The sequence below is a fragment of the Acinetobacter modestus genome, assembly GCF_014636095.1.
Lineage (GTDB): Bacteria > Pseudomonadota > Gammaproteobacteria > Pseudomonadales > Moraxellaceae > Acinetobacter > Acinetobacter modestus.
Genome location: NZ_BMDV01000003.1, coordinates 257625 through 280534 on the forward strand (window position 1 = coordinate 257625; position 22910 = coordinate 280534).

The window sequence follows — 22910 nt, forward strand, 5'->3', positions numbered from 1 at the left end:
TTTTGAATTTACTTATTGAATATTATTAATTAAATTTTCAATACCATCATGTTCTTTTTGAGGTGATGCTGTTCCCATCGCTGGCGGCTGTTTTTTCGCGGGAACAATAATTTGCTCTTCATCAGATGGTGTTGTATCTGGTAAATCTGAGAAGTCAGTTTGCGCTGAGCGAGTTGGTGCAACTGGAGCAGGACGATAAAGTGGGCGTGCTAATGGTGGTGAAGCACGATATTCTTTTTGCCCTTCATTTTTCTCCAGTTGTAACTTGTCGAATGAAATTGGATCTTTCGCGTCTTTATCGAAATGTACCCAAGCCGATGGTGTATCTTTAAGTGAATTCGCCATGAAATTTGTCCAAATTGGTAAAGCAGCAACTCCACCGTATTCACGTCGACCGAGTGTGCGTGGTTGATCGAAACCAACCCAAGCGATTGCAACTAATTTTCCATTAAAACCTGCAAACCATGCATCTTTGGCGTCATTGGTTGTTCCTGTTTTCCCGCCTAAATCGTCACGACCGATTTTAAGTGCTGCTCGTCCCGTACCATGCTGAATCACATCACGTAAAATGTTAGCCATATCATAAGCTGAGCTGGATTTTAAAATGCGTTGAGCTTGGCGATAATTACTATTTGTCGTTGCGGCTGTTTGGGGATCAGATGCTACAGTTTCAGATGCGGCAGATACATCATCTAAAGTTTGATTGGTGATTTCATTTACAGCATCTTGCTCTTGAACAGCGTCGGCTGTTGCATAGGCATTTGGATCACTAATACATGGGATACAAGCATATTCTGGACTTGCTTCATAAATTACTTTGCCTGAAGCATCTTCTATTCGTTTAATAAAATGGGGTTGAATGCGATAACCGCCATTTGCAAAAGTGGCATAGCCTGTTGCCATTTGAACAGGGAGTACTTGAGGTGTCCCTAATGCGATTGTGTAGTTGCGAGGAATTTGATCTTCTTGTAATCCAAAATCCATAAATAGTTGGCGTGTGCGTTCAATTCCCACAGTTTGTAATAAACGAACAGAGACCGTATTTCTTGACAAATATAATGCACGACGTAGAGGAATCATGCCTAAGTAACGCCCATCTGAGTTTTTGGGAGACCATTTACCAATACTGATGGGGCTATCATTGACCATGCTATAAGGTGTCATACCACGTTCAAGTGCCAATGCATAAACAAATGGTTTAATAGTGGAACCGGGTTGTCTCCACCCTTGTAATGCACGATTAAACTTAGATTGATAAAAACTATAGCCGCCAACAACAGCTTCTATTGAGCCATCATTTGGATTCAAGGCAATCAATTGACCTTGAACTTTAGGAACCTGTACTAAAGACCAAACAGTTTTGTTTTCATTTGGACGTAATCGAATAATATCTTTCACTTTAACGATTTGTGAAGCATTCGACATAGCGCCGCCTACACTGTTAGCATTCCGATAAGGGCGAACCCATGACATTCCTGCCCAATTTACGGTAACTGTTGAGCCATCTTGCATCAAAGCATCAAAAGAATTGTTATTAACTTTTATGACTTGTGCTGGATAGGTATTTGCATATGGAACAAACTGGTTAAGAGGTTTGTCATGTGCTTCTGGTCCACGCCAACCATGCCGGCGATCATATGCTTCTAAACCGTCTTGAATTGATTCTTCAGCGTAACGTTGGCGGTTACTATCAATCGTCGTATACACCTTGTACCCTGAATCAATTGCTTGCTCGCCAAAGTTTTCAACCAATTCTGAACGAACCATTTCGCCAACATAAGGGAAAACATTACTGACAGAGCGATCAATCATATTAAGGTTGATTGGCTCAGCAACAGCTTTTTGGTATTGACTCTGATTAATATAGCCAAGTTGTAGCATACGCCCTAAAATCCAATTCCGGCGTTCAAGTGCTCGTTCTGGGTTTACGACAGGATTGTATTTTGATGGTGCTTTAGGTAATCCTGCAATCATTGCCATTTGCGCAATGGTGAGCTGATTAATATTTTTGTTGTAATAGATTTGTGCAGCTGCAGCAATTCCGTAAGCATTTTTGCCTAAGAAGATCTTATTGACGTATGAGCTTAGAATTTCTTGTTTGGTGAGATTTTGCTCGATTTTGCGAGCAAGAAAAACTTCAGTTAGTTTGCGTTTAAGTGTTCGTTCTGGACTCAAATAATAATTTTTTGCTACCTGCATGGTAATGGTTGAACCACCAGTTTGTACATCTGACCCTGTAATAGATTCTGTTAGTGCCCGCCCCAAGCCCTTAAAACTAATCCCATTATGCTCAAAAAATGACGAATCTTCTGCTGCTAGAAATGCATGAATAAACGCTGGTGGAATCTGTTCATATTTCACTGGAATGGAAAGTTTGCCGCCATATTCTGCAATTAACTTATTATCTGCCGTGTAAACTTGCAATGGTTTTAGTAAAGGCGCCTTTTTTAATGAACTCATATCAGGCAAAGAGGGTGCTAGATAGAGATACATGCCATAAAATCCCATCGGAAGTGAGACTAATATAATAATAAGCATCAAAAAAAATGGACGAACAATACCAGAACTGGATAGCTTTTTCATAATAAGTAAGTTTTAATAAGAGCGAATGGCAAACTAATTATGGTCAGTATATCCTTTAGCCTTACGGATTGTTAGATGAGATATTGTATCCGTATCAATTAAAGACCAAAACAAATTAGTGAGTTGTATTTTTGGGGATAAAAAAATAAATAGGAATGTACTGTGCTCAGGTTATATCGTAAACCAAATAAGGGGTTAGTAGGGGTCGATATTAGTTCGACAACTGTTAAGTTATTGGAGCTCTCTGTAAAGAACGGTAGATATTGGGTTGAAAGCTATGCTGTGATGCCACTGCCTGAAAACAGTGTCGTAGAAAAAAGCATTCTCAATCCAGAAGCAGTTGGTGACGCGCTTGAAAGAGTCGTTAACCTTGCGAATCCGCGTACGACGAATGTGGCTATAGCTGTGCCAACTTCAATGGTAATTAATAAAATCATTGAAATGGATGCAGATATGACAGCCGATGAACGAGAAGTTCAAATTCGTATGGATGCTGAGCAATACATTCCGTTCCCATTAGATGAAGTAAGTCTAGATTTTGAGGTCTTATCTGACAAACTAGCAAACCCAAATCGTGTAAATGTATTGTTAGTGGCAACGCGTACAGAAAATGTTGACACGCGTGTAGAAGTTCTTGAACTGGCTAATTTATCTGCAAAAATTGCTGATGTCGAAAGCTATGCCATGGAACGCGCTTTCAGTGTATTCGCAGATACTTTACCAATGGGTGCAAACACAGTTGGTATTTTAGATATTGGTCATACTATGACCACCTTATCTGTCATGCAGAAAGGTAAAATTATCTATACACGTGAACAGGTATTTGGCGGTCGACAGCTAACCCAAGATGTTCAGAGCCGTTATGGTTTGTCTTTTGAAGAGGCTGGGCGCGCGAAAAAAGAAAGAACACTTCCGGATGACTATGATACTGAAGTACTTGAACCCTTTTTAGATGCCGTAGTTCAACAGGCAGCTCGCTCACTTCAATTTTTCTTTTCATCATCACAATTCAATGAGATTGATCATATTTTATTGGCAGGTGGTAATGCCAATATTCCTGGTTTAGCCAAGTTGTTACAGCAAAAACTAGGTTATCGCGTCACGATTGCCAATCCATTCTTACAAATGGGCTTTTCTCCGCAAATTGATATTAAAAAAATTGAAAATGATGCTTCCTCATTGATGGTTGCATGTGGTTTAGCATTGAGGAGTTTTGATTAATGGCAAAGATTAACTTACTCCCTTGGCGTGATGAGCTAAGAGAACAAAAAAAGAAACAGTTCGTTGCATTTTGTGCTGGGGTGGCAGCATTAGGCGTAGTATCGGTTTTTTCTGGATGGATGTACTTTGATCATAAATTGAATGATCAGGAGCAGGCAAATCAGTTGATTGTAAGTACCAATCAGAATTTAGATACTCAACTTAAGTCATTAGATGGTTTGCAAGAACGACGTAATGCAATTATTGAGCGTATGAAGTTAATTCAAGGCTTACAGGGACAGCGTCCTATTACAGTGCGTTTAGTTGATGAGCTAGTGCGAGTAACACCACCTACAATGTACTTGACAAAATTTACCCGTACAGGTGATAAGTTTACCATTGAGGGTAAAGCAGAAAGCCCAAATACCGTTGCTGAGCTTTTAAGAAATCTAGAAGCTTCACCTTGGTATCGTAATGCGTTTATGAATTCATTTTTGGCAGCAAGTGATCAAAAAGATAAAACAGCAAGTTCTTTAGTTCCTCGAATTGAAGAAAATTATGGTAGTTTTCTGGTTACTGTCGATTTGGGGGAGATAGGGACAACAGCTGAAGCTGACTCAACTTTAGAAGCAGCAGCATCAGGGACAGCAGGGGTGACAAAATGAACTTAGAGAAATCGGATGATTTAAATCAGGAAGTCGCTGTTGTAAAGAAAAAGAAGATGACGTTCGAGCAATTTTTCCAACAGTTTAATACGTTGGACATGAATAATTATGGTGGCTGGCCTCTATCTGTAAAAATCACTTGTTGGATTTTCGTTTTTCTAGCAGTTATTGCTCTAGGATATTTTGTTGTCATTAAAAAACAACTTGACAATATAACCAGCGCGCAAGCACAAGAGCAAAATTTATTAAATGAATTTAAAGAAAAAGATTCTAAATTACGTAATTTGCAGCAATACCAAGCTCAATTACAAGAAATGGAAGCAAATTTCAATCAACAATTAGAGCAACTACCGAAAGAAACTGAAATTCCAAGCTTGGTTGAAGATATTAATTTAACGGGTGTTAACTCTGGGTTGAAGTTCAAAAATATTCGTTTGGAAAGTGAAGTAAAACAAGAATTTTTTATTGAGCAGCCAATTAGTATCGAAGCTACGGGTGATTATCACGCCTTTGGTGCTTTTGTTACAGGGATTGCTGCATTGCCGCGCATCGTAACGTTGCATGATTTTGTTGTTGAAGCTGGAAAAGCAGATTCGTTAAAGGCATCAGACATTCCTGTCGTAAATTACTCAATTAAAGCAAAAACATATCGTTATATTAGTCCTGAAGAGCAAGTTGAGAAAGAATCTATCACTCAACCAGCTACAACGACAACTCCAGCAGTTCAAGGAGGGCAGCACTGATGAATAATTATAAAATAATATCTGCTCTATTTATTACCATAAGCTTGGTTGGTTGTGATTCTCGTATTGATGCCGTAAATCAACAAATGGCAGATATTCGTAATTTACCTCCGTTACCTATTGAGCCTGCACCGATATTTACTCCTGTACCATTATTTAATTATGCAGCTCATCAATTAAAAAGCCCATTTATGCCGAGTTCATTAGCTGCAGAATTAAGAATAATGGCAGGTAAACGTGTTTATCCAAACCTTAATCGTCAACCTCAACCATTAGAAAGTTATGCATTAGAAGCTTTAAATATGAAAGGTACGATGCGTGGTAAAGCGAATGAAACTATTGCCTTGATCCAAACACCTGATGGACAGATTGAACGTGTTCAAGTTGGTAGCTATCTAGGAATGAACCAAGGGCGAATCATTAAGATCAACCCGACTCAAATTGATTTAGTAGAGATTGTGCCAGATGGGCGAGAGGGTTATGTTGAAAGACCACGGACGCTCGTTTTAATTGGGCCAATATCTTAGGATTAAGGGAATAACAATGAAAAAACAGTTTAAAAATTCTTTATTTGGGGAAGTCAAGACTATGAGCCATGCATTCCGTCAATTTTCAATGGGTGCAGTCGCGATTGCAATTATGCAAGTTGCATCTGCACAGGTGAGTATGACGAATATTGTTCCAATGAGTTTGGCTGACCAAGGTACAGAAATCCGTGTGATGTTTGATGGTCTGCCACCACAACCGCAGGCATATCAATTAGAGCAACCCTCAAGATTGATTTTAGATTTTGATAAGGCACAACAAAATCTAAAACAAAAATCGATCCCTGTATCAACTGCTGAAGCATCATCTATAGACCTTGCAGCAGATGATCAACGTTCACGTTTAGTGGTCAATTTAAAAGAGGCAGGAGCTTTTACTACGCGCATTGAAGGCAATACTTTTGTTCTAAAAATTAATTCTGTGCAGCCTATAAATAATTCACGTAATACAACTATTGCTAGACAACCACAGCAAGGTGTGTCGAATATTGGGTTCCAGCGTGGTGCACAAGGTGAAGGACTAGTTGTTGTAGATTTGTTAGGCAGTAATACACCTGTAGATGTGCAACAGCAAGGTAGTAAAATTGTTATCCGTACGATGGGTAATAAAATTCCTATGCATTTAGCTCGCCGTTTAAATACCAATGATTTTGCAACACCTGTTGCAAGCGTAGATGCTTATAATGACAAAGGAAACGGTGTTATTACAATTCAATCGGCAGGTAGTTATGAGTACATGGCTTACCAAGCGGAAAATAAATTAACGATTAGCCTAAAACGCCCTGAAGATAAGTCTCCTGCGAAGGCTAAAGCACAAGTCTATACTGGAAATAAGATATCCTTAGACTTTCAGGATATCGAAGTACGTCGAGTTCTGCAGTTACTGGCAGATTTCACTAGTATAAATATGGTCGCAGCTGATACGGTTCAAGGCAATATTACTTTACGTCTGAAAGATGTACCTTGGGATCAAGCTTTAGATATTGTTCTTAAAACCAAGAATTTAGATAAGCGTCGTAATGGCAATGTAATGTGGATTGCCCCAGTCTCAGAATTAATAAAATCTGAAGAAGAGGAGGCAAAAGCTATTGCACAAAGTATTAAACTTTCTCCAATACAAACAGAATATATTAAGTTGAGTTATGCAAAAGCTGCAGATGTACTCAAATTAATTGAAGAGTCTCGTGATGGTAAAGGTGGAACATCAAATAGAACAGCTAACTCTGACTCATTAGCTTTAGAAAGTCTATTAAGTTCTCGTGGCAGTGCCGTAGCAGATACTCGTACTAATACTTTAATTATCAATGATACAGCCCTGAATATTGATAAAATACGGAAGTTGATTGATTTGTTAGATGTATCAGTTAAGCAGGTAATGATTGAGGCACGTATTGTAAGTGCAAGTACCGATTTTACGAAAGAAATGGGTGTTAAATGGGGTATTCTATCGCAAGGTATTACTAGTAATAATGATTTGTTAGTAGGTGGTAGTAATACTACTTTATGGAACTTAAGAAAGCCTACTAAAGATAGTGATACAGGGGGGTGGAAATATGAAATTGAACGTCCAAGTAACCTAAATGTTGATTTGGGGGCAACAGCAGTAGGTGCGAGTCGTATTGCTTTTGGTTTAATCAGTTTGTCAGATTTTATGCTGGATCTAGAACTGTCTGCGGTTCAGGCGGATGGTTATGGTGAAGTCATTTCAACGCCTAAAGTTATGACTGCGGATAAACAAACTGCAAAAATTGAGTCAGGTACTCAAGTTCCTTTTTCATCCTCAACGGGTACTGGGGCAAATGCAACGCCGAAAATCGAATTTAAAGATGTGGTATTAAGTTTAGATGTAACGCCGAGTATTACACCAGATGGAAAGGTTCAAATGAATCTTGATATTAAGAAAGATAGTATTGCTGGTGTAACCCCTCAAGGACAATTCTATTTTAATAAAAACATGGTGAATACTAATGTCTTGGTTAATAATGGTGAAACGGTGGTATTAGGCGGTATTTTTGAACAAGAAAATCTAAACAAACAAACCAAGGTGCCATTTTTAGGTGATTTACCTTTCATGGGCAAATTATTCCGTCGTGATTCGAAAACTGAAAATAAACGTGAACTACTTATTTTTGTGACACCAAGAATTGTTAATGACACTTTGACGAGAAATCATTAATATATTTTGAATAATCGCAATTAATATAGGTGGCGCGTTGCAAGGCAAAGCGTTTGAAACCCTACCAAATATTTATTTGGTAGGGCCGATGGGGGCAGGAAAAACAACAGTTGGTCGACATTTAGCAGAATTGTTGGGGCGTGAATTCATTGATAGTGATCATGAAATTGAGCGTAAAACAGGTGCTACAATCCCTTGGATTTTTGAAAAAGAGGGCGAATCTGGTTTTCGAGCACGTGAAACTAATGTGTTAAATGACCTAACTGCACGTTCTGCCCTTGTTTTGGCGACTGGTGGTGGTGCGGTAACACAATCGGAAAATCGAAAGTTTTTAAAACAGCGAGGTATCGTTGTTTATCTATATACTCCTGTAGAGCTTCAGCTACAGCGAACTCATCGCGATAAGAATCGTCCATTGTTGCAAGTAGAAAACCCAGAAAAGAAATTAAGAGATTTGTTAACTGTGCGAGATCCACTTTATCGTGAGGTTGCACATTTCATTGTTGAAACAAATCAGGGTGCAGCGCGAGACTTAGCGCAAAAAATTCTACAGCTTATTTTATCTAAACAAATTTAGTAATTTTCTTGTTGGTCTAATTTTATGCAAACACTACATGTTGAATTGGGTGATCGTCGCTATCCTATTTTTATTGGAAGTAATTTAAATCCCAGAGATTTGCTAGCGCCATATATTCATGGTCGACAAGTGATGTTGGTTTCCAATACAACCGTTGCACCATTATATTTGCAACATTATGTTGATGGATTGCGCCAGTTAGATAAACAGATTGCACAATGTATTTTACCCGACGGTGAGCAATTTAAAGACATTGAACATTTGAATTTAATTTTTGATGCGCTTTTGGAATCAGGTTTTAATCGTGATTGCACAGTGCTTGCATTAGGTGGTGGAGTCATTGGTGATATGGCTGGTTTTGCATCAGCTTGTTTCCAGCGCGGAGTGAATTTTATTCAAGTACCAACTACATTATTATCTCAAGTTGATTCAAGTGTGGGTGGGAAGACAGGAATCAATCATCCATTAGGTAAAAACATGTTGGGTGCGTTTCAGCAACCTCAAGTTGTATTAGCGGATATGGCACAGCTTGATACTTTACCAGACCGTGAACTTTCTGCTGGTTTGGCTGAAGTGATTAAATATGCATTACTAGGTGATGTGGATTTTCTAGTATGGTTAGAACAGAACATGGATGCGCTTGTTGCACGTGATGCGAATTTACTCGCAGAAGCAGTCTATCGTTCATGCGCACATAAAGCTAAAATTGTGGCTAATGATGAAAAAGAGCAGGGTGAGCGTGCACTTCTAAATTTAGGGCATACTTTTGGGCATGCAATCGAATCCTATCTAGGTTATGGGGTATGGTTACATGGTGAAGCGGTTGCAACAGGTATGGTCATGGCGGCAGACTTGTCACATCGCTTAGGTTGGATATCTGCTGAAGATGTTGAGCGTACAAAAAGAATTATTCTACGTGCCCATTTACCGATATCATGTCCACAGATTCCACTCGACGAATTTTTGGCTTATATGTCGCATGATAAAAAAGTACTCAATGGCCAATTACGTTTGGTTTTACTTAAAAAGTTAGGCCAGGCCATCATTACCAAAGATTTTGATGTGGATTTAATGAAGCAAACGATTCTTGCGAACCAATCTTCATAATCAATATATTGAGAAAAATATGCTTATTTCTAGATCAATCTGGCAAAATATTCAACAATACAGCTGGCTCACGCTTGCAATTGTATGCTTGATTGCTGCATTGGTCTTTTGGGGAATTACTGATGGAGATGCTTTGGTTGAGGTAGATCAACCAGCTAAAACTGAGGTTCAAATTCAACCTGAAAAAGTGACTGCAACTGCTCATCTAGGTGCCTTTTCTAATGAGGTGAAGCCGCTAGATTTAACAACCAGAGTTGTTGTTTCTAATGAGCATGCACCAGAATTTCGTGGCACTAAATTTATTAAAGAAAATCAGCAAAAATGGACGATGGAAATTTTTCGTAGTTCAGATGAAGCAATTGTTAAAAATTTTTTGTTGAGTCGATTAGATCGGAAAAAGTTTATTTATTTCCGCTTAACTGGTGAGGATCAGGCAGAACAATATGTTCTTGCTTATGGTATGTCACCGAATATGGAGGAAGCAAATCGTCAGTTTGCTCAATTGAATTTGGTACTTCCTCAATCCGTGCAACCTAAAGCCCAGCAATTATCAAAATATGCAGAGTTTGTGAATGATTTAGGGTTTGATGAATTAAAAACAGCGACAAATCAGCTTTATGATATTCAGTTAAAACCCGCAGCGCTACCTAAAGTGGACGAGAGTTTGTTGGCTGCAGGGGCGGTGGTTTCACAAGGCAGTTTGGGTGTTAGTTCAGAAAAGCCAGCAGTTGATCCTGCAATAGCAACTCAGACAACAGTCACACAGCGTGATGCTCAAGGTAACGTGGTAAACGTCAAACAAAGCCAATCTTCAACACAAAACCCTGAAAAATTGAAAGAAAATTCAGATTCTTCTAAACGCGATGTGGTAGATCCATTCAATTAGTATTGCACTAATTTTGAGCATTATTGGCGCTTTTTTAAGGCGAAATGACTTATTTTGGTGCAAAAAAACCTGATAAGATATAGCTTTAGCCTATTATAAATTAAGGTTATTTTAATTTTTTTAATGATTTAGTAAATTTATAATTAATTGGTATGTTTTTTGCTTCCTTGTGGTGCTAATTTATCTGCTCATTGCACTTTTTCACACTAAACACCCAATTAATTTAGTGAAATGGAAAGTTTTTGTGCTTTACAAACATTGGTGAAGGTGTAATAACTGAAAACACTTTATATGCTTGAGTACGCTGTTTCTTCTTAAAGAAAGGCGTATATTGCAAATCCGCCAGGAAAAATGTTTTTGCGAAGCATTGAACTTTATATGAGTTGATCGGCAATATCGCAGAAAATGAATTGATTGTTTGTTGCTCGAAAGAGCCATGTTGAAAGAAGGGTACGCTATGCACATGCCATCGCCTAATACTGTAGCTCCCGCTCAAGGCTTATATCAGCCTGATGAGTTTAAGGATAACTGTGGTTTTGGTCTGATTGCCCATATGAAGGGTGAATCAAGCCATCATCTGGTCGAAACTGCGATTCACAGTTTAAGTTGCATGACGCACCGTGGTGGTATTGCCGCGGATGGTAAAACAGGAGATGGTTGCGGATTGTTATTGGCAATGCCAAAACAATTTTTCCGTGAAGAAGCTCAGAAGCTAGGCAGTAATCTAACTGAGATTTTTGCTGCAGGCACAGTATTTTTGAATATTGACCCTGCTTTAGCTCAAAATGCAAAGAACATTTTAAATAAAGAAATTGCAGCAGAAGGTTTAACGGTTGCGGCATGGCGTGTTGTACCAACAAATAATGATGCTTTAGGTGAAATTGCATTGCAATCACTCCCAGCATTTGAACAAATTTTAGTTAACTGCCCAATGGGTTTGACAGAAGTTGAATTTAACCGCAAGTTATTTTTAGCTCGTCGCCGTGCAGAACAACAATTACAAAACGACCCATTATTCTATGTGACAACACTTGCAACAACTGTCATCACATATAAAGGCTTAATGATGCCGGCAGCAATTGCTGACTTCTATACAGACTTAGCTGATGAACGTCTAAAATCGCATATTGTGGTGTTCCATCAGCGTTTCTCAACCAATACTTTGCCACGTTGGCCATTGGCTCAGCCATTCCGTTATCTTGCACATAATGGTGAAATTAACACCATTACGGCAAATCGTAACTGGGCACTGGCTCGTACGCCAAAGTTTGAAAATCCATTACTGCCGGGTTTAACTGAGTTAAATCCGATTGTAAACCGTACTGGTTCGGATTCATCAAGCCTAGACAATATGCTTGAAATTCTTGTTGGTGGCGGAATGGACTTATTCCGTGCACTTCGCATGTTGGTTCCACCTGCATGGCAAAATGTTGAAACTTTAGATGCTGATCTACGTGCATTCTATGAATTCAACTCTAAGCATATGGAAGCTTGGGATGGTCCAGCGGGTCTTGTGATTCAAGATGGTCGTCACGCGATTTGTATGTTGGATCGTAATGGTTTACGCCCTGCACGTTGGGTGATCACCAAAAATGATTACATCACGCTTGCATCAGAGATTGGTGTATGGGGTTATGAACCAGAAGATGTTGTGTCTAAAGGTCGTGTTGGTCCTGGTCAAATTTTAGTTGTAGATACTTTGACAGGCAAAGTCCTTGATACGAAAGATGTTAGCAATCACCTTAAAAACATGCGTCCGTATCGTGAATGGTTGCGTGACCATGCGATTCGTTTGAAAGCAGATCCTCAGCTTGAAGAACAATTGAGTGATCAAGGTTTAACTGGTGATGCATTAAAAGCGGCTCAAAAAATGTTTATGGTGACATTTGAAGAGCGTGATCAGATTTTGCGTCCAATCGCAGAAAGTGGTCAGGAAGCTGTTGGTTCAATGGGTGATGATACACCAATGGCAGTCTTGTCTCGTCAAGTTCGCCATGTATCAGACTATTTCCGTCAACAGTTTGCGCAAGTGACCAATCCACCAATCGATCCATTACGTGAATCGATCGTAATGTCATTGGAAACATGTTTGGGTCGTGAGCAAAACGTATTTGAACAGGGTCCTGAACACGCTGACCGCATCATTATTTCAAGCCCTGTATTGTCACATTCAAAAATGCAGCAGCTTCGTGATGTTGAAAAAGAACGTGCGGGTTATGCTGTTGCTGATATCAATCTGAATTATGCAGAAACCGAAGGTTTACAAGCCGCAGTTGCACGTATTTGTGAAGAAGCTGCACAAGCGGTTCGTGATGGCAAAACTTTAATCGTTTTGACCGATAAAAATATTCGTGAAGGTTTCTTGCCAGCAAACTCAGCATTGGTAACAGGTGCAGTACATCATTACTTGATTCAAGTTGGTTTACGTACTGATGCAAATATTTTGGTCGAGACCGGTTTCGCACGTGATCCACATCAATTTGCAGTACTACTAGGTTTTGGTGCAACAGCAATTTACCCATATTTAGCTTATGACGTGATCAATGATTTGGTTGCGAAAGGTGAATTGTTGGGTGACCCAATTTATGCGCAAGCAAACTTCCGTAAGGGAATTGAGAAAGGCTTATTAAAAGTACTTTCTAAAATGGGGATCTCGACAGTTGCTTCTTATCGTGGCGGTCAATTGTTTGAAGCTGTTGGTTTATCATCTGAAGTGGTTGATAAATGTTTCCTTGGTGTACCAAGCCGTATCCAAGGTGCGACTTTTGCTGATTTAGAAAATGACCAGAAAAAATTGGCGACAACTGCTTGGCAAAATCGCAAGCCAATTGATCAAGGTGGTTTACTCAAGTTCGTATTCGGTAAAGAGTATCATGCGTTCAACCCTGATGTGATTAACTCATTGCATAAAGCTGTTCGTTCAGGTCAATATCAAGACTTTAAAGAATACGCTGAGCTAGTAAACAACCGTCCAGTTGCTACGATTCGTGACTTATTCAAGTTAAAAACAACAGATTCGATTGCGATTGATCAAGTTGAAACGATTGAAGAGATTCTACCTCGTTTTGACTCTGCGGGAATGTCTTTAGGTGCGTTGTCTCCAGAAGCACATGAAGCAATTGCAATTGCGATGAATACGATTGGTGGTCGTTCGAACTCTGGTGAGGGCGGTGAAGATCCTGCACGTTACGGCACTATTCGTAACTCGAAAATCAAACAGATTGCATCAGGTCGTTTTGGTGTAACTCCTGCGTACTTAACCTCTGCTGAAGTGTTGCAGATTAAAGTTGCACAGGGTGCAAAACCAGGTGAAGGTGGTCAGTTACCAGGTGGTAAAGTGAATGGCTTAATTGCACGTTTACGTTACTCAGTACCGGGTGTGACTTTGATTTCTCCACCTCCACATCATGACATTTACTCAATTGAAGATTTGTCACAATTAATCTTTGACTTGAAGCAAGTCAATCCTCAAGCGATGGTATCGGTAAAACTAGTATCAGAGCCAGGTGTTGGAACGATTGCGGCAGGTGTTGCAAAAGCCTATGCAGACTTCATTACCATTTCAGGTTATGACGGTGGTACAGCAGCATCTCCACTTTCATCGATTCACCATGCGGGCTCGCCTTGGGAACTTGGTTTAAGTGAAGCGCATCAAGCACTTCGTGTAAATGATTTGCGTGGTAAGGTTCGTGTACAAACTGATGGTGGATTAAAAACAGGTCTGGATGTGATCAAAGCAGCAATTTTAGGTGCTGAAAGCTTTGGTTTCGGTTCTACACCAATGATCGCATTAGGTTGTAAATATCTTCGTATTTGCCACCTGAACAACTGTGCAACTGGTGTTGCAACTCAGCAAGATCATTTACGTCAAGAACACTATATTGGCGAACCAGAAATGTTGATTAACTTCTTCAAGTTTATTGCAGAAGAAACACGTGAATGGTTAGCTGCTCTAGGTGTTGCATCACTTAAAGATTTGATTGGTCGCGTTGATTTGCTTGAGGTTTTACCAGGTGAAACTGAAAAGCATGCTCATCTTGATCTCAGCACGTTATTGACTTCACATCCATCTGCTGAAGGTAAAGCTCAGTATTGCCAAGTTCAAGGTAATGCGCCATTTGATAAAGGTGTATTGGCTGAGAAAATGGTTGCTGAAATGCTACCAGCGATTGAAGCAGGTACAGGCGGTTCGTTTAATTTTACTGTTGGTAACTGTGATCGTTCGATTGGTGCACGTATTTCAGGTGAGATCGCACGTCGCTACGGCAACTTAGGGATGGAAAGCAGCCCAGTTGTAATGAATCTTGTTGGTACAGCTGGTCAGTCACTTGGTGTTTGGAACGCAGGTGGTCTGCATATCAAACTTGAAGGTGATGCGAACGATTACGTTGGTAAAGGCATGGCAGGTGGTCGAGTTTCGATCTTCCCACCAAAAGGTTCACCGTTCCAAACACAAAATACTGCAATCATCGGTAACACTTGTTTGTATGGTGCGACTGGCGGTAAGTTATTTGCTGCTGGTACTGCGGGTGAGCGTTTCGCTGTTCGTAACTCGGGTGCTTTTGCGGTAATTGAAGGTGCTGGCGACCACTGCTGTGAATATATGACAGGTGGTGTGGTAACTGTATTAGGTAAAGTGGGTCATAACTTTGGTGCGGGTATGACAGGCGGTTTCGCTTATGTACTTGACCTTGATAATGACTTTGTTGACTACTACAACCATGAGCTGATTGACCTAAATCGTATCTCTACCGAGTCGATGGAAGATCATAAAGAAAACCTCCTTCGTATTCTTGATGAACATATTCAAGAGACGGGAAGTGCTTGGGCATACAAAATCCGTAATGAGTTCGACTTCTATAGTCGTAAGTTCTGGCTTGTAAAACCAAAAGCTGCTAATTTGCAATCGCTTTTGAAAACAACCCAAGCTGATCCACAATAATTCCACGACTGCAAAGACATAGGCAGGTGCAGAGGTGAAGGACACCACTGCGCCTACCCACGGAGAGAGACATGGCAGAACGCCTCAATAATGACTTTCAATTTCTGGATGTAGCACGCCAAGATCCAGAGAAAAAAGATATTACTGTCCGCAAAGCAGAGTTTGTGGAAATTTATAAACCCTTTACTGCGGAAGTTGCTGCTAATCAAACGCACCGTTGTTTAGGGTGTGGTAACCCGTATTGTGAATGGAAATGCCCAGTACATAACTACATTCCAAACTGGTTAAAGCTGATTGCAGAAGGTCAAATTTTCCAAGCGGCTGAGCTTTGTCATCAAACCAATACCTTGCCAGAAGTATGTGGTCGTGTTTGTCCGCAAGACCGTTTGTGTGAAGGTGCATGTACCTTAAATGATGGTTTTGGTGCGGTCACGATTGGTAATGCAGAAAAATATATCAATGATACAGCGTTCGCTTTGGGCTGGCGTCCGGATATGTCTGGCGTTAAATGGACCAATAAAAAAGTTGCCATCATTGGTGCGGGTCCAGCAGGTTTAGGCTGTGCTGATATTCTTGCCCGTGGCGGTGTGAAACCAGTTGTATTTGATAAACGCCCTGAAATTGGTGGTTTACTTACATTTGGTATTCCAGAATTTAAAATGGAAAAAGATGTGATGAAACGTCGTCGTGAAATCTTCACGGGGATGGGTATCGAATTCCGCTTAAATACTGAAATCGGTGTCGATGTAACGATTGAACAACTCCTTGCTGAATACGATGCCGTATTTATGGGGATGGGAACCTATACCTACATGAAAGGTGGTTTCCCTGGCGAAGATCTTGATGGTGTTTACGATGCCTTAGATTTCTTAATCGCTAACGTCAATCGTTGCCAAGGTTGGGAAAAAGATCCAAGCGAATACATCAGTGTTGATGGTAAGAAGGTGATTGTTCTTGGTGGTGGTGACACTGCAATGGACTGTAACCGTACTTCATTACGCCAAGGTGCGCATGATGTGACATGTGCTTACCGTCGTGACGAAAGCAACATGCCGGGTTCTGCGCGCGAAGTGAAGAATGCCTATGAAGAGGGGGTGAAATTCCTGTTCAACCGTCAGCCAATTGAGGTTGTTGGTGAAAACGGTAAGGTGACTGGTGTTAAGGTTGTCACTACACAAATGGGTGAGCCTGATAGCCGTGGTCGTCGTAGCCCTGAACCTGTTCCAGGTTCTGAAGAAATTTTGCCAGCAGATGCGGTATTACTTGCATTTGGTTTCCGTCCAAGTCCTGCTGATTGGTTTGGTTCTGCAAATGTAAGTTTAGATGGTTCAGGTCGTGTCGTTGCGGCAGAACAACAAGAATTTAAATTCCAAACGTCTAATCCTAAAATCTTCGCTGGCGGAGATATGGTGCGTGGTTCTGACCTTGTTGTTACTGCAATTTGGGAAGGTCGCCAAGCAGCAGAAGGTATTTTAGATTACTTAGGTGTCTAATTAATCTTTATAGTTTGATTGCGATAAAGCCTGCTTAAGCAGGCTTTATTTTTTCATCTTATCTTTTTGGTAGTTTTAGCAAATCTTGTAAGCTTTTTTGCCCTGTCCCTGATCATTTTTCAGCATGATACTCGAAGACCAATCAGGAAATTGTGCAGGCAATAAAAATGGCTCTTGCAAATGTGAATGCTGAAAAAACCTATTTGAATAGACCAAAAGCTTTGGGTATTACGGTACGTCGTTTGCAGTTTAATCCAAAAAAAATTAAACGACATTATTTCGCTAATTCTCCACTAATGTCACATCTCTTAACCGCTTTGTCTTCAACATTTCCAATCGGTGAACAATATTTTGTAAATAGCGTGAGGAATGTTAGGGATAAAGTCCAAGAGCCACAGTTACAAGCACAAATTGCAGCATTTATCGGGCAAGAAGCGATGCATTCTAAAGCCCATACTGAGTTCAATGATGCATGGCGTAAAGAGGATTATAACCTTGATCGTTTTCAAGCATGGCTTGCAAAACGTGATGATGCACTACGAAACATTCATCCAAAATTACAGCTTGCGTTGACCTGTGCATTTGAACATTTTACAGCGATGTTAGGTGGTTATATTCTGAAGCATCCAGAGATTCTAAGTACTTTAGATGATGATGCAATGAAATTATGGGTGTGGCATGCAATTGAAGAAATCGAGCATCGCTCGGTTGCTTTTGATGTCTATCAAGAGGTCTATGGTGATGACCGAATTCGTCGTCTGTTGATGCGTAGCGTGACCACTGGATTTGCAAGTCTCACTTTTTATGCAACATCACGTTTGATTTGGCAAGATAAGTGGAAAAGCTTGCCGAAAGTTGGTGGTAATCTATTTGGAATGTATTTACTTGGAAAAATGTTAATTCAGCTTATTCCTGAATACTTATCGTATTATCAAACAGATTTCCATCCTGCAAAGCACGACTATACAAAATTAGTGAATTATTGGAAAGCACGTATGGCGGATGAGTATAGTATGGTCAGTTTCCAAGAAGAAAAAGTTTCAAAATTATATAGTTAATCCATTTTTTATAAACATAAACGTTGTGCTTAACAAGGCATTGCTCAAGGCCATTGAGTAATGTCTTTTTTTATTTAAATACGTATAAAGTAACTTTAATAAATGTTACACAGCGAACAAAAAATCACATTACAATGAATTATTGCAAAAAATATAAAGAAAAACCTGAGGATAAATTTTTATGAAAGTTATTAAGAAAACCGCATTAGCAACAGTATTAACAAGCACCTTGTTGTTCACAGGTTGTGGATATAATACTTTACAAGTGAAAGATGAAGCCGTAAGTGCTTCATGGTCTGAGGTGCAAAATCAATATCAGCGTCGAGCAGATCTTGTTCCTAATCTTGTCAATGTGGTTAAGGGCTATGCTAAACATGAAGAACAAGTCCTCACAGAGGTTACGCAAGCTCGTTCTAATGTTGCGGGTTTAAAAGTAGATAAAGAAGTTTTAGAAGACCCAGCGCTATTCGAAAAATATCAACAAGCACAAAGTCAATTGACTGGTGCATTATCTCGTTTGATTGCTGTTTCTGAAAATTATCCAGATTTAAAAGCTAATGAACAATTCCGTGATTTACAAGCACAATTGGAAGGTACAGAAAATCGAATCGCGGTTGCTCGTAATCGCTATATTACGACCGTGCAAGACTATAATTCATATGTGCGTCAGTTTCCACAAGCAATGACGGCAAAAGTCATTGGTATGAAAACCAAAGAGAACTTTAAAGCAGAGCAATCTGCGCAACAAGCGCCAACAGTTTCATTTAATTAAGATTTGAAATTGTTCTTGATGGGTTTGGAGTTGCCATATGTTGGAAGAAATTAGACAAAAACTTAAGCAGCTTTCGGCTGTTCTCATGATTGTTTTTGTAACACTATTTTTTCAACATACAGTTTGGGCTGAGGTTGCGACTGCAACAGATGAAACTGATTTAGTTGTTGCAGGTAAAATGATTCAGCAGCCACAACAAAATCAATCACAGCCAAACACTACAACACAACAAGCACCTATTTTACCCCAAGTTGCCAATGATATGGCTGAGGGTGAATCCATACGTGGTTTACCGACTTTAAATCAGCCTATCATAGATCAAGCCAAAATATTAAGTGAGGCGGAAATACAGCAACTCAATCAAAAAATACTGACGTTGTATCAGCAGGGTAAAGCCCAGATTGGGGTGATTATTGTACCAACCACTGGACAGGAAGCTATTTTTGATTTTGCTTTACGTACAGGTGAAAAATGGCAATTAGGTTCTGCTAAACGTGATAATGGTTTGTTGATGGCAATTGCAGTCAATGATCGCAAAATTCAGATTCTAACAGGCTATGGATTAGAAGGTGTTTTACCCGATGTGGTACTGAGCCGCATTATTCGTAATCAAATAACACCTTATTTTAAACAAGGTTGGTATGCTCAAGGAATCTCATCAGGTTTGGATGAGATAAGCCATGTTGTGAATCAAGATCCAGAAATTGCACAACAGGCTGCCCAAGAATTAAAAGACCGTCATGAACAAGCTTTACGTGAGCAACAAGCTAAAGATAATACGCTAACTATGGCGCTATTTATCCTTATAGCTGGTGTTGTCGGTTCATTCATTGTTGGCAATCGTTTAAGCGCTGCTACAGCTGGCGTTACCGCTGCTGCTGCTGGACTTTTAAATGGCGCTGGTATTTTGATGAGCTTATTGCTTGGTTTTGGTATTTTCTTTTTACTGATTACTTCACTAGCTCAGCTTATTTTTCAAACTTTTCTATCTGGAGGGGGGCGAGGTGGCGGTGGTTTTGGTGGAGGAAGCGGTGGCGGATATAGTGGCGGTGGCGGTAGTTTTGGTGGAGGAGGAGCATCAGGTTCATGGTGACAAAGACGGATACAACGGAAATCATTACGCAATCGAAACTGGAAGAATATGCACAACCTAGTTTAAAACGCTGGTTCAAACATTTTTTCTATATTTCTTCTGCACATCGTTTTTTTAATAAAAAAGACCGCTTGGATATTGCACGAGCTGTGCAGCAAGCCGAGAAAGGGCATGTCGGTGAAATTCAAGTGGTAATAGAAGGGCATATACCATGTTCACAGGCTTATCATCAGAACACACGGCTACGTGCTCAGCAGCTATTTGCTGAATTAGGTGTATGGGATACTGAATTGAATAGTGGGGTTCTGCTTTATTTGAATCTTTGTGAGCGCAAAGTTGAGATTGTGATTGATCGTGGTCTTAAAAATGCGACTCAAACTGAGATTTGGAATCAGATTTGTCAGCGTATTGTCTATCAACTTGCTCAAAAACAACATCTAGAAGCGATCAAAAACGGAATTAAAGAGATTGGTCAAGTATTGGACCATTATTATCTTCATTCTGAAGCGGATAACAAAAATGAATTGCCAAACGAGCCTATCATTCTAAATTGAACGATTTAATAGTTTTATGATCTTTTTTTACACATTGAGAGTAGACTTATGTTGTAAATAGCCCTGTAAAGAGCCATTTCAGAAATAAACCTTTTTATCTTCCGATAAACGGTTATATTAATATTCATAATTTTTATGTGATTTGTTTCGCTCAATTTTACGCCTCTTCGATAGAAATCATGCTTAATTCATACGGGATTTGAAAATAAGTTGTGAAAGGTGACATTTTTTGTCATTTATTGCCATAAAGAGTGATAATTGCATTAAAACTAATCTGCAATAATATTCTTTTAAGTCTCTGTTTTTTTGAGTTAAAATTGGCTAAGCTAAGGATTGGCATAGAACATGCTAAATACAAAGTAGCTGAAAAGGCTTATAAAAATTTAATACATTGGAGAAATGTTATGAAATCAATGCAAAAGGGTTTTACTCTTATCGAATTGATGATCGTTGTAGCGATCATTGGTATTTTGGCTGCAATTGCACTTCCTGCATACCAAGACTACACAGTACGTACGCGTATTACTGAAGGTTTAGGTTTGGCTGAATCTGCAAAATCAGCGATTCAAACGGACGGTTCTGCATCAGCAGCGGATCTTGATCGTACAGCTGACACTTGGAATGCTCAAGCTGCTGGTACTGGTGCAAACTCTAAATATGTAAACTCTGTTCAAATGAGTGATACAACAGGTTTGATTACGATCACTTATAACCCAACCCAAGTTGGTTTGGCAACAACCGAGAATACAATTACTTTAACGCCATGGGTACGTAGTGGTGTTGCAGGTGCTGGTGAATCTTTAGCAGCTGCGATTGCTGGTGGTCGTACTGGTACGATTGACTGGGGTTGTGCTTCTGAAACAAATGCAACAGCAACAGCAAGTGGTATTACTGTAGTTGCTCTAGGCAATGCTGGTGTACGTGCTAAATACGCTCCAGCAGCTTGCCGTTAATACATTCCTAAAAAATGCAGCCTTAGGGCTGCTTTTTTTTATTCATTATAAATGCTTGAATGTAATAAAAATACGAATAAAGTGACGTTTTAGGTTACCCCCTTTTTTTTGATAAACATAAGTTGTTGTAAAATAAAATTTTAATTTGTGGTACGCTTTTTGATTATAAAATAATAATAAATGGGATTATGGGGTGGAGTATGCAAAAGGGATTCACACTTATTGAGTTGATGATCGTTGTTGCAATTGTGGGTATTCTGGCTGCAATCGCAATGCCTGCGTATCAGGATTATACGGTTCGTACTCGTGTCGTGGAGGGGCTTGGTTTGGCTGATCAAGCAAAACAGGCAATATCGATTGAAGCGATTATTTCGGCAGCAGATTTACAGCGTGTAGCGCAGGCTTGGAATGCACAAGCTGTAGGTACTGGGGCAAATAGTAAATACGTGAATAGTATACAAGTTGATGAAGTGACAGGTGAAATTGAAATAACATTCAACCCGACTCAAGTCGGTATTGCTGCAACAGAAAATACGTTGATGCTGAGCCCTTATATTCGGGCAACCAATGGTAATGCACTAACTTTATTGGCTGCTTTGACTGCAGGTCGCAGCGGATCAGTTGACTGGGCCTGTTCATCGCAAACACAACAATCTGCTATAATGCAAGGCATGCCAGGAGCAACGTTAGGCACAATTCAGCCAAAATATGTTCCAGCAGCATGTAGATGATTTTAAAAGGAATTTAATTAAAAAATGCGATCAGCAAAGACAAAATTTGTAATAACGCACTTATTTTTTTCATTGTGTGTTGCATTATGCGTCGTCGTGCTTATTTTTGTTTTTTGGTATCCGTTGCCTTTGAATAAAGCGACTGGAGTCACGCATATTTTTTTAATGATGCTCGCAATAGATATTGTTTTAGGTCCCTTTTTTACTTGGTTGGTTTATAAAGAAGGAAAAAAGACTTTAGTATTTGATTTAGTAGTTATTATTTTGATCCAAATCGCTGCACTGGGTTATGGAATTTATAATATTGCACAAGGGCGTCCAGTATGGATTGTGTATAGTGTTGATCGATTTGATCTTGTTAGGAATAATGAGCTTTATACAAAAAATATTCACCATGCTCAAAAAAAATATCAACAAACATCTTGGTTAACACCACAGTTTGCAGCAATTGAGTTTTCGAAAGATCCAAAGCAGCGGAATCAAGATATGTTTGAGGAAATTTTGGGTGGTGTTGCGATCTCTCAACGCCCAGAGCGTTATATGGAGCTTGATAAAGCAAAGTCGCAGATTCAAAAGCGAGCACAAAATTTAGCGTTATTGCAGCAATATAATGATCCTGATTCTGTGAAAAAGATATTAAATAGATATCCAAAAGCAAATGCTTTTGTTCCATTAAAAGCAAATGCAGTGGATATGACTGTGTTAATTCATAAAGAAACTGCCGAGGTAATTGAAATTGTAGATTTACGACCTTGGAAATTAAATTAAATTTATTCGATTTTGAAAATTTGTTTAAATGAGCTTCGATGTATAATCTATCGAAGCTCATTTT

The 22910-nt window shown here is 39.5% G+C and carries 18 protein-coding genes; 17 read left to right on the plus strand and 1 reads right to left on the minus strand.

Translation table 11 applies throughout. The features are described from left to right. Positions 1-12: 12 nt before the first annotated feature. Complete coding sequence (ponA, locus tag IEV17_RS09400) at positions 13-2583, minus strand: penicillin-binding protein PBP1a (protein WP_004660138.1); 2571 nt, start codon at positions 2581-2583, stop codon at positions 13-15. A 162-nt stretch (positions 2584-2745) separates the two neighbouring features. On the opposite strand from ponA, the gene IEV17_RS09405 reads away from it, so the two are divergent. The 17 genes from IEV17_RS09405 (at position 2746) to tfpZ (ending at position 22846) form a co-directional block, all read left to right on the plus strand. Further along, positions 2746-3804, plus strand: a complete 1059-nt coding sequence (locus IEV17_RS09405; RefSeq protein WP_004660139.1) for a pilus assembly protein PilM — start codon at positions 2746-2748, stop codon at positions 3802-3804. Further along, positions 3804-4448, plus strand: coding sequence for a PilN domain-containing protein (locus tag IEV17_RS09410; protein ID WP_004660140.1), 645 nt, complete (start codon positions 3804-3806; stop codon positions 4446-4448). Before IEV17_RS09405 ends, IEV17_RS09410 begins: the two co-directional genes overlap by 1 nt. Then, entirely contained in the window at positions 4445-5191 is a 747-nt protein-coding gene (locus IEV17_RS09415; protein ID WP_004660145.1) for a type IV pilus inner membrane component PilO, read from the plus strand. The genes IEV17_RS09410 and IEV17_RS09415 overlap by 4 nt, the downstream gene beginning before the upstream one ends. Continuing rightward, positions 5191-5718 carry a pilus assembly protein PilP gene (locus IEV17_RS09420; protein ID WP_004660150.1) on the plus strand — a complete coding sequence of 176 codons (528 nt, stop codon included), beginning with the start codon at positions 5191-5193 and terminating at the stop codon, positions 5716-5718. Before IEV17_RS09415 ends, IEV17_RS09420 begins: the two co-directional genes overlap by 1 nt. A gap of 16 nt (positions 5719-5734) precedes the next feature. After that, on the plus strand, positions 5735-7912 hold the full coding sequence (locus IEV17_RS09425) for a type IV pilus secretin PilQ (RefSeq protein ID WP_004660153.1): 2178 nt from the start codon (positions 5735-5737) through the stop codon (positions 7910-7912). Positions 7913-7922: 10 nt separating this feature from the next. Next, the gene (aroK, locus tag IEV17_RS09430; protein ID WP_087535970.1) at positions 7923-8489 is read left to right on the plus strand and encodes a shikimate kinase AroK; all 567 of its coding nucleotides are present in this window, start codon (positions 7923-7925) and stop codon (positions 8487-8489) included. A gap of 24 nt (positions 8490-8513) precedes the next feature. Beyond that, on the plus strand, positions 8514-9596 hold the full coding sequence (gene aroB / locus IEV17_RS09435) for a 3-dehydroquinate synthase (RefSeq protein WP_004660157.1): 1083 nt from the start codon (positions 8514-8516) through the stop codon (positions 9594-9596). Between the two features lie 19 nt (positions 9597-9615). After that, the gene (locus tag IEV17_RS09440; protein WP_004660161.1) at positions 9616-10482 is read left to right on the plus strand and encodes a hypothetical protein; all 867 of its coding nucleotides are present in this window, start codon (positions 9616-9618) and stop codon (positions 10480-10482) included. A 463-nt stretch (positions 10483-10945) separates the two neighbouring features. After that, the gene (gene gltB / locus IEV17_RS09445; RefSeq protein WP_171062399.1) at positions 10946-15424 is read left to right on the plus strand and encodes a glutamate synthase large subunit; all 4479 of its coding nucleotides are present in this window, start codon (positions 10946-10948) and stop codon (positions 15422-15424) included. A 71-nt stretch (positions 15425-15495) separates the two neighbouring features. Next, entirely contained in the window at positions 15496-16917 is a 1422-nt protein-coding gene (locus tag IEV17_RS09450) for an FAD-dependent oxidoreductase (RefSeq protein ID WP_004660164.1), read from the plus strand. A 167-nt stretch (positions 16918-17084) separates the two neighbouring features. Then, positions 17085-17975: a metal-dependent hydrolase gene (locus IEV17_RS09455; protein ID WP_004660167.1), complete on the plus strand. Its 891-nt coding sequence runs from the start codon at positions 17085-17087 to the stop codon at positions 17973-17975. A gap of 181 nt (positions 17976-18156) precedes the next feature. After that, a complete protein-coding gene (locus tag IEV17_RS09460) occupies positions 18157-18747 on the plus strand; it encodes a LemA family protein (RefSeq protein WP_004660169.1) in 591 nt (196 codons plus the stop codon). A gap of 85 nt (positions 18748-18832) precedes the next feature. After that, positions 18833-19840, plus strand: coding sequence for a TPM domain-containing protein (locus tag IEV17_RS09465; RefSeq protein WP_427832713.1), 1008 nt, complete (start codon positions 18833-18835; stop codon positions 19838-19840). Then, positions 19834-20394, plus strand: a complete 561-nt coding sequence (locus IEV17_RS09470; protein ID WP_004660173.1) for a TPM domain-containing protein — start codon at positions 19834-19836, stop codon at positions 20392-20394. Before IEV17_RS09465 ends, IEV17_RS09470 begins: the two co-directional genes overlap by 7 nt. Positions 20395-20807: 413 nt before the next feature. Further along, on the plus strand, positions 20808-21347 hold the full coding sequence (locus IEV17_RS09475; RefSeq protein ID WP_427832714.1) for a pilin: 540 nt from the start codon (positions 20808-20810) through the stop codon (positions 21345-21347). Between the two features lie 200 nt (positions 21348-21547). Continuing rightward, positions 21548-22078, plus strand: coding sequence for a pilin (locus tag IEV17_RS09480; RefSeq protein ID WP_004660176.1), 531 nt, complete (start codon positions 21548-21550; stop codon positions 22076-22078). 24 nt (positions 22079-22102) lie between these two features. Continuing rightward, complete coding sequence (gene tfpZ, locus IEV17_RS09485) at positions 22103-22846, plus strand: TfpX/TfpZ family type IV pilin accessory protein (protein ID WP_004660178.1); 744 nt, start codon at positions 22103-22105, stop codon at positions 22844-22846. Positions 22847-22910: the final 64 nt, after the last annotated feature.

Coding starts and splice junctions, on each gene's coding strand:
- tfpZ (WP_004660178.1), top strand. CDS start 22,103: ATGCGATCAGCAAAGACAAAATTTGTAATAACGCACTTATTTTTTTCA.
- IEV17_RS09470 (WP_004660173.1), top strand. CDS start 19,834: ATGGTGACAAAGACGGATACAACGGAAATCATTACGCAATCGAAACTG.
- gltB (WP_171062399.1), top strand. CDS start 10,946: ATGCCATCGCCTAATACTGTAGCTCCCGCTCAAGGCTTATATCAGCCT.
- IEV17_RS09415 (WP_004660145.1), top strand. CDS start 4,445: ATGAACTTAGAGAAATCGGATGATTTAAATCAGGAAGTCGCTGTTGTA.
- IEV17_RS09420 (WP_004660150.1), top strand. CDS start 5,191: ATGAATAATTATAAAATAATATCTGCTCTATTTATTACCATAAGCTTG.
- ponA (WP_004660138.1), bottom strand. CDS start 2,583: ATGAAAAAGCTATCCAGTTCTGGTATTGTTCGTCCATTTTTTTTGATG.
- IEV17_RS09455 (WP_004660167.1), top strand. CDS start 17,085: ATGGCTCTTGCAAATGTGAATGCTGAAAAAACCTATTTGAATAGACCA.
- IEV17_RS09465 (WP_427832713.1), top strand. CDS start 18,833: ATGATTGTTTTTGTAACACTATTTTTTCAACATACAGTTTGGGCTGAG.
- IEV17_RS09450 (WP_004660164.1), top strand. CDS start 15,496: ATGGCAGAACGCCTCAATAATGACTTTCAATTTCTGGATGTAGCACGC.
- aroB (WP_004660157.1), top strand. CDS start 8,514: ATGCAAACACTACATGTTGAATTGGGTGATCGTCGCTATCCTATTTTT.
- IEV17_RS09460 (WP_004660169.1), top strand. CDS start 18,157: ATGAAAGTTATTAAGAAAACCGCATTAGCAACAGTATTAACAAGCACC.
- IEV17_RS09480 (WP_004660176.1), top strand. CDS start 21,548: ATGCAAAAGGGATTCACACTTATTGAGTTGATGATCGTTGTTGCAATT.
- IEV17_RS09440 (WP_004660161.1), top strand. CDS start 9,616: ATGCTTATTTCTAGATCAATCTGGCAAAATATTCAACAATACAGCTGG.
- IEV17_RS09475 (WP_427832714.1), top strand. CDS start 20,808: ATGCAAAAGGGTTTTACTCTTATCGAATTGATGATCGTTGTAGCGATC.
- IEV17_RS09425 (WP_004660153.1), top strand. CDS start 5,735: ATGAAAAAACAGTTTAAAAATTCTTTATTTGGGGAAGTCAAGACTATG.
- IEV17_RS09410 (WP_004660140.1), top strand. CDS start 3,804: ATGGCAAAGATTAACTTACTCCCTTGGCGTGATGAGCTAAGAGAACAA.